This is a genomic window from Sphaerisporangium dianthi (assembly GCF_042654065.1).
GTDB classification, from domain to species: Bacteria; Actinomycetota; Actinomycetes; order Streptosporangiales; family Streptosporangiaceae; genus Sphaerisporangium; species Sphaerisporangium dianthi.
The window spans coordinates 1-7,294 of the sequence record NZ_JBHSFP010000080.1 but is presented as its reverse complement, the minus strand read 5'-3'; the positions used below and the strand labels follow the sequence as shown (position 1 = coordinate 7,294).

The window sequence follows — 7,294 nt, the reverse complement described above, 5'->3', positions numbered from 1 at the left end:
ACGACCGTCGGTGGCGGGTAGCAACGGCTCGATCCGCTGCCAGGCCTTATCGGTCAGCTCACCACGTCTCACCACGAGGGATCATCTAACCCCAACCACCGTGATCATTTATCAGACATGCTCTAGGGCGTCACCGTCACCTCACCGGCGCCTCGTGGCCCAGGCCGGCCCGCTCGGCGTCGCGTACGGCCGGCCCCGGCGTACCGGGCCACCAGAATCGGTCCCCGAGCAGGGTCACCAGGGCCGGGACGAGAACGCTGCGGACCAGGAGGGTGTCGAGCAGCACTCCGAAGCCGACGATGACCCCGATCTGGGTGAGGGTGATCAACGGGAGCACGCCGAGCACGGCGAACACCGACGCGAGCAGGATGCCGGCGCTGGTGATCACGCCGCCGGTGACCGCGAGCGCCGCGACGATGCCCCCGCGGGTGCCGAGCAGCGGCGTCTCCTCCCTCGCGCGGGTGATCAGGAAGATGTTGTAGTCCACGCCGAGCGCCACCAGGAACAGGAAGCTCAGCAGGGGGACGCTGAGGTCCAGCGCCGGGAAGCCGAAGAAGTGGGTGAAGGCGAACCATCCCGCGCCGAAGGCGGCGGCGAAGCTGGCGACCACCGTCAGGACGAGCGTGATCGCGGCGACGACCGACCTCAGCAGCGCGAGCAGCACCAGCAGCACCACGGCCAGCACCAAGGGGATGACCAGGCGCTGGTCGCGGGCGGCGGCGTCCCGGTCGTCGAGGTCGGAGGCCTCGGCGCCGCCTACCACGGCGTTCGCGCCGGGAACGGCGTGGACCGCCGCGCGGAGGGCCCTGACCGCGGCGAAGCTCTCGTCGCTGCCCGGCTCGGCGCCGAGCACCGCCTCGGCCCGCGTGTACTGAGGCGTCCGCTCCACGATCGTCACCCGTGGGCCGCCCGGAATGCCGGCGGCGGCCGCCCGCACCTGCTCGGCGGCGGCGGTACGGGAGATGATCACCACGGGCTGGGCGCTGCCCGCGGGGAACGCCCGGCTCAGCGTCTCCTGCCCGGTGATGGCCTCGACCCGGTCGCGGAAGCGCTCGGTCTGCGACAGGCCGCTGTGCACGCCCGCCGCCCCCGCCGCGAGCACGGCGAGCAGGCCCAGGCTGACGGCGGCCATCAAGGCGGGACGCCGTGCGACCGCGCCGCCGACGCGCGCCCACGGCCCGGTGCGCGTCGGGTCGGCCTGTCCCAGCTTCGGGGAGAAGGGCCAGAACAGGCCGCGGCCGAAGCAGACCATGGCGGCGGGCAGCACGAGCAGGGCGTACCCCACGGCCGTGACGATGCCGATCGCCCCGGCCAGGCCGATGCCCCGGTTGAACGGCGAGAGCGCGAAGGTCAGCGTGCCGAGGGCGAGGGTCACGGTGGCCGAGCTGGCAAGGATGGCGGGCGCCGCCGAGCGGACGGCGCCGGTCATGGCCGAGTGCCGGTCGCCGTGCAGGCGGAGTTGCTCGCGGTAGCGGGCGATGAGCAGCAGGGCGTAGTTCGTGCCCGCGCCGAACACCAGCACGGAGGTGATGCCGAGGGTGGAGTCGTCCACGGTCAGCCCGGTGGTCCGGGTGAGAATCGCGACGACCTTGGCGGCGACCTGGTCGGCCACGCCGATCACGCTCAGCGGGACCAGCCACAGCCAGGGGCTGCGGTAGGTCAGCAGGAGGAGCAGGGCGACCACCGAGGCGGTGACGGCGAGCAGGGTGATGTCGGCGCCCTGGAACACCGCGGCCAGGTCGACCTGGAAACCGGCCCCTCCGGTCACCTCGACGCGCGCGCCCGCGGGCAGCCCCGCCCGGCCCTCGGCGCGGATGCGCCCGACCGCCTCGGTCAGCTCGGCGTTCGACAGCGCTCCGGCGAGCGGCACGGTCAGCAGCGCCACGTCGCCCTTTCCGGAGAAGACGGGGGGCGGCGTCCGACCGCCCACGGCGAGCGCGGCCATCCGGCCGGCGTCCGCGGTGACGGCGTCCTTGTCCTGCGGGGTCAGGCCGCCGTCGCGGCTGTAGACCACCAGCGCCGGCAGCACCTGCCCGCTCGGCAGCTGTTGGCGCAGGCGGACCACGGTCGCCGACTCCGCGCCCTTGGGCAGGGCCGCCGCCGGGTCGGTGTCGACCTCGGCCGCACCGCCGAAGCCCAGCGCCAGGCCGGAGAGCAGGATGGCCACGGCGATGGTCGCCCACTTGCCGTGGACGCCCCACAGCGCCGCCCAGCCCATATGCTCTGGTCGATTCATCACGGCACGCCCCGCCTCAACTATTTCAGGTGATGGAATATTTCTATCCTGGAAAGAGTAGGGCGGGACGAGCGTCATCGGCAACCACCGTGGCAGGCGACAACAAGGAGGCCACCGTGTCGGCAGACCAGCCCGGCGGCGACGCCGCGAGTCCGCTGGAGCTGATCACCTTGATGCGCCGGCTCAACGTCGAGCTGGACCGGTTCGTCGAGCGGTTCGCCGTGGACCACGGCCTGCACCGCACCGACCTCAACGCCGTCGTGGTGATCATGGACGCGGCGCGCGAGGGCCGGCCGCTCACGCCCGGCGCCCTCGGCGCGGCGCTCAACCTCAGCGCTCCCGCGACGACCGCGCTGCTGAACCGGCTCGAGCAGGCCGGCCACGTCGAGCGCAGCCGCAGCGAGACCGACCGCCGCAAGGTCGAACTGGCCCTGCACTCCCAGGCCGTCACCCTGGCCAAGGAGTTCTTCACTCCGCTCGCCCGGCACCTGTCGGAGGCACTCGCGCCGTTCACCGGCGAGGAGCGCCAAGTGATCCTGCGCTTCCTCACCGGCAGCATCCAAGCGTCCGTCGCCGCCCGCGGCGGCCTCGGGCCCCGCTGACGCCCCCAGCCCGCCGGTTTCGCGCCTGGGCGGCCGCGGGCGGAGCAGGGCAGGCGGAGCGGAGCGGCCACGGGCGGAGCCGGGTGGGGCGGGGCAGCCGCGGCGGGGTGGGGCGGTTGAAACTCGCTTGCAGAGCGGGTCGCAAGGGAGGTGAAAGCATCCCCGCGCACACTGCGGTCATCACGAACAGAAAGGACCGCCTCCGATGAGGATCACCCGCACCCTGACCGGCCTCGCGATCACCACCGCCTTCGTCGCGCTCGCCCCCATCGCCGCCCAGGCCGCCGCCACCGGGTCGTCGGACGCGGTCACCGCCGGCACCACCTCCTGGGGCTCCTACTACGCCCCGCGGCACGCGGCCAAGGCCCTCGGCTCGCTCACCGCCACGGGCGAGGACCACGCGGACATCCCGGTCGCCGGCACCGTGAAGATCTCCGGGAAGGTCTACGACCTCAGCCGCAAGCCGTCGTGCGGGTTGGCGGTCTTCCGCATCACCTACCGCGACGGCAAGGGGAACCTGCCCTTCAAGCACCACAGCGTCCGCGACTGCTCCTACGGCTCCCCCAAGCGCTTCGCGGTGAGGTTCAAGAACGTCTACCAGGTCGAGCTGAAGGTCTGTTCCGAGCCCAAGTCCGCCAAGCCCTCCCTCAACTGCCTGTACGCGGGGACGTGGAAGATCCTTTACCTGTCGAAGTGATCCCGGCGAACTGCCCCGTCCGGCGAGCGGAGCATCGACGGCCGGCGCGGCGGCACGGCGGACGACGTGCCGCGCGGCGGCCTCGCCGCCAGGGGGAAATGTCGGAGGGGCCTGGCACGATCGGGGCATGAGCGAGGACTTGAGAGGCAAGGTCGCCCTGGTCGCCGGGGCGACACGAGGGGCGGGGCGCGCCATCGCGGTCGAGCTCGGCGCCGCCGGCGCGACGGTGTACGTGACGGGGCGCAGCACACGGGGGCACCGCTCCGAGATCGACCGGCCCGAGACCATCGAAGAGACCGCCGAGCTCGTCGCCGCCGCGGGCGGCGAGGCGATCCCGGTGCGGGTCGACCACCTCGAGCCCGATCAGGTGAAGGCGCTCGTCGAGCGCATCGGCCGCGAGCAGGGCCGGCTCGATGTCCTCGTCAACAACATCTGGGGCGGCGAGCAGCTGTTCAGCTGGAACCAGAAGCTCTGGGAGCACTCGCTCGACACGGGCCTGCACATCCTGCGCCTGGCGATCGACACCCACATCGTCACCAGCCACCACGCCCTGCCGCTGATGCTCAAGAACCCGGGCGGCCTGGTCGTCGAGATGACCGACGGCACCGCCGGGTACAACGCCGAGAACTACCGCATCTCCTTCTTCTACGACCTGGCCAAGACCTCGGTGATCCGCATGGCGTTCGCCCAGGCCGAAGAGCTCGCCCCCCATGGTTCGACCGCCGTGGCGCTCACCCCTGGCTGGATGCGCTCCGAGATCATGCTCGACGCCTTCGGCGTCACCGAGGCCAACTGGCGTGACGCGCTGTCCGGGCAGCCCCATTTCGCCATCTCCGAGACCCCCGCCTACGTCGGCCGCGCGGTCGTGGCGCTGGCCGCCGACCCCGAGCGCGCCCGCTGGAACGGCCGGTCACTGTCCAGCGGCGAGCTGGCCCAGGTCTACGGCTTCACCGACGTGGACGGCAGCCGCCCCGACGCCTGGCGCTACCTCGTGGAGGTACAAGACGCGGGCAAACCCGCCGATACCACCGGCTACCGCTGACCCCGCCGATCTCGGACGGTGAAGGCACGCCCACGGGTGATGTCCCCTTCGCCGCTGGTGCGTTTCCGCAGGTGACGCATCCCACCGTTAGAATGGCCTCCTACCTCCAGGTGGTCGCGGAGGGCGTCCGGCACCGGTCCGGTCACGCCCCTCGCTTAACGCGGAACCACGTCACGCCGTCCGTGTGACGGAAGGCCGGGCAGTCCGTCCGTGCGGCGGAAGGCCGGGCACGCCGTCCGTGCCACGCCGGCATGGGCGGCGTCATGCCGTCCGGGCCTCCGCGTGCGGCCCGACGGGAGATCGGGCGAAGGAGAGACCGAACTCTCCGGCGGGCCGCCGCATCTGGAAAGGGGCGCCCTGGTGCCCCCGGAAAGCCCTGGTGCCCCCCGGAGAGGAGAGCGGTGTGCCGCGGCAGGCGGAATCCGACACTGAGCTGGTCCTCGCCGCGCGGTCCGGTGACGCGGCGAGCCTCGGGCTGCTCATCGCGCGGCACATGGCGGGCATGCAGGCGGTCGCGCTGAGCGTGCTCGGATACGGGCCGGACGCCGAGGACGTGGTCCAGGACGCCGTGCTGCTCGCGATGCGGCGCATCGGAGACCTGCGCGACCCCGCGGCCGTGGGCCCATGGCTGCGGGCGATCGTCCGCAACGGATGCCGGATGCGTCTGCGTGAGACGCGCGCCATACCGCTGGAGGACATGGAGTCGCTGGCCCTGCCGTCCAGAGAGCCGACACCGGAGGAGCTGCTCGACGGCCGTTCACTGCGCGACTGGGTCTGGAAGGCGCTGGACGAGCTGTCCGAACCGGTGCGCCTGGTCGCCCTGCTGCGTTACTTCAGCGACGTCTCCTCCTACGACCAGATCGCCGCGCTGTGCGGCGTGCCGGTCGGCACCGTCCGCAGCCGGCTGAGCCAGGCCAGGGCAAAGCTGCCCGAGGCGCTGCGCCGCACGGCCGACCTGGCGCACGATGACGCCGCCTCGGTCACCATGGCCCGCCGCCGGGAGGCCGAGCAGATGATGGCCGCAGCACAGCGGGGGGCGTTCGCCGACGTCATCGAGGATTACTGGCGGCCCGACGCCGAGTTCGTCAGACCCAACGGCGAACGGGCGCCGGACGGCCGGAGGTTCGCACTGCGGGGGATGGAGACCGACCTCGCGGACGGCGTGCGTCAGCGCATCACCAACGTGGTGGCCGGTCGGGACCTCACGATATGGGAGGCCGATCTGATCAGTCCGCCGGACGACCCGGCCCACTGCCCGCCCAGTGTGGTGTGGCTGCACCTGCTTCGCGGCGGCCGGGTGCGACGCCTGCGGCTGTTCCACCCGCGCCCCGCACGATCAGCCGGCTGAGACCGGCGCCTCCGGCCCGTCTCAGCGCGTCCGTGGCGATTCGAGGAGCCGGGCACGTGACCGAGGACCGGCCGCCGTGGGGCCGGACGCGGCAAAGCTTCAGGTCCCGGAGAAAGACGGCGGGGAGACCGAACTTCTGCCGCGTGGCCCGCATCTGGTTGGCGTTGGCCGAGGCCCGGCTCCCGCCGGGCCGTGATCGTGAAGAAGGACCAGATGGATTCCACCGCCACCGGCATGCGCACGCACGAGATCTTCATCGACGGAGTGCGGCAGGTCTTCCACGTCGCCGGCACCGGACCCGTGTGCGTGGCGCACTCGGGTGGCCCGGGCATCGCCTGGGAGTACCTCCGCGTGCCGTCACTGGAGCAGCGACTGACCATGGTCTACCTGGAGCCGGTGGGCACCGGGAACTCCGGCCGCCTCGACGATCCCCGCGACTACCGGCTGGACGCCTACGCGCGGTTCCTGCACGGCGTGGTCGAACACCTCGGCGCGGAGAAGGTCTTCCTGCTCGGGCATTCGCACGGCGGATTCGTCGCGCAGCGCTACGCGCTCGACCACCCGGACCGGGTCGCCGGCCTGATCCTGTTCGCCACCTCACCGGTCACCGGAGAGGAGTTCTGGAACTCCGCGATGGCCGAGGTGGCCCGGTTCCCGGAGCGGCACCCGGGCCGGCCGGAGGCGGCCGGAATGCCGGACGCCTTCCAGGAGGCGCTGGCCGCCGGCACCGACGAGGACTACACCACCGCGCTGCGCCGGATCCTGCCGCTCTACTTCGCCGACTACTGGGCCCACGAGGAGCTCGCGCCGATGCGAGCGGGCCTGCTCGCGTGGATCGACCCGATGCGCGGGGAGGAGCCGGCGCCGTTCGACGTGCGCGACGCGCTTGCCTCGATCGCGATCCCCACGCTGGCCATCACCGGCGCCCACGACTTCATCTGCGGCCCCCGCTGGTCGCGGATGCTGCACGAGGGCATCCCCGGGTCGCGCCTCATCGTCCTGCCGGGTAGCGGCCACATGTGCCACCTGGAAGAGCCCGAGGCGTTCACCCTCGCCGTCGCCGATTTCACCCGCGCATCGGTTCCCGGCGCGCGCTGAACCTCCACCGGGGCGGGCGACGGCCGGATCCCGGCCAAGCCCACCCCGGCCGGGTCCTGGCCAAGCCGCCCCTCCGGCCGGGAGCGGCGGTCATCGGTCTTCGGAGCGATGACCCGCCGGTCCTGGGACGAGTGGTGAGTGGGCGGTTTAGAAGAGGTAGCGGTACTGGCCCCAGTCGTAGTCGCCGCGGGTGCCTTCGCCGACGCGGATGCGGAAGTCGTCGAAGCCGCCCTTGCGGAACTTGCCGGAGAAGTGGGAGACGCCGTAGCGG

6 protein-coding genes are annotated in these 7,294 nt (G+C 72.3%); 5 read left to right on the top strand and 1 reads right to left on the bottom strand.

Translation table 11 applies throughout. The features are described 5' to 3' along the window. Positions 1-136 precede the first annotated feature (136 nt). Positions 137-2,236, bottom strand: a complete 2,100-nt coding sequence (locus tag ACFO60_RS40510) for an MMPL family transporter (protein WP_380852781.1) — start codon at positions 2,234-2,236, stop codon at positions 137-139. A gap of 116 nt (positions 2,237-2,352) precedes the next feature. Between ACFO60_RS40510 and ACFO60_RS40505 the strand changes: the two genes are divergently transcribed. The 5 genes from ACFO60_RS40505 (at position 2,353) to ACFO60_RS40485 (ending at position 7,023) form a co-directional block, all read left to right on the top strand. Then, complete coding sequence (locus ACFO60_RS40505; RefSeq protein WP_380852778.1) at positions 2,353-2,838, top strand: MarR family winged helix-turn-helix transcriptional regulator; 486 nt, start codon at positions 2,353-2,355, stop codon at positions 2,836-2,838. Between the two features lie 205 nt (positions 2,839-3,043). Further along, a complete protein-coding gene (locus ACFO60_RS40500; protein ID WP_380852775.1) occupies positions 3,044-3,535 on the top strand; it encodes a hypothetical protein in 492 nt (163 codons plus the stop codon). A gap of 127 nt (positions 3,536-3,662) precedes the next feature. Continuing rightward, the gene (locus tag ACFO60_RS40495; RefSeq protein ID WP_380852772.1) at positions 3,663-4,577 is read left to right on the top strand and encodes an SDR family oxidoreductase; all 915 of its coding nucleotides are present in this window, start codon (positions 3,663-3,665) and stop codon (positions 4,575-4,577) included. Between the two features lie 403 nt (positions 4,578-4,980). Further along, positions 4,981-5,925 carry an RNA polymerase sigma factor gene (locus ACFO60_RS40490; RefSeq protein ID WP_380852769.1) on the top strand — a complete coding sequence of 315 codons (945 nt, stop codon included), beginning with the start codon at positions 4,981-4,983 and terminating at the stop codon, positions 5,923-5,925. A 213-nt stretch (positions 5,926-6,138) separates the two neighbouring features. Beyond that, entirely contained in the window at positions 6,139-7,023 is an 885-nt protein-coding gene (locus ACFO60_RS40485) for an alpha/beta fold hydrolase (protein WP_380852766.1), read from the top strand. Positions 7,024-7,294: the final 271 nt, after the last annotated feature.

Bases quoted from the DNA above. Each gene is read 5' to 3' on its own strand.
- ACFO60_RS40510 (WP_380852781.1), bottom strand. From the start codon at position 2,236: ATGAATCGACCAGAGCATATGGGCTGGGCGGCGCTGTGGGGCGTCCAC.
- ACFO60_RS40500 (WP_380852775.1), top strand. From the start codon at position 3,044: ATGAGGATCACCCGCACCCTGACCGGCCTCGCGATCACCACCGCCTTC.
- ACFO60_RS40495 (WP_380852772.1), top strand. From the start codon at position 3,663: ATGAGCGAGGACTTGAGAGGCAAGGTCGCCCTGGTCGCCGGGGCGACA.
- ACFO60_RS40485 (WP_380852766.1), top strand. From the start codon at position 6,139: ATGGATTCCACCGCCACCGGCATGCGCACGCACGAGATCTTCATCGAC.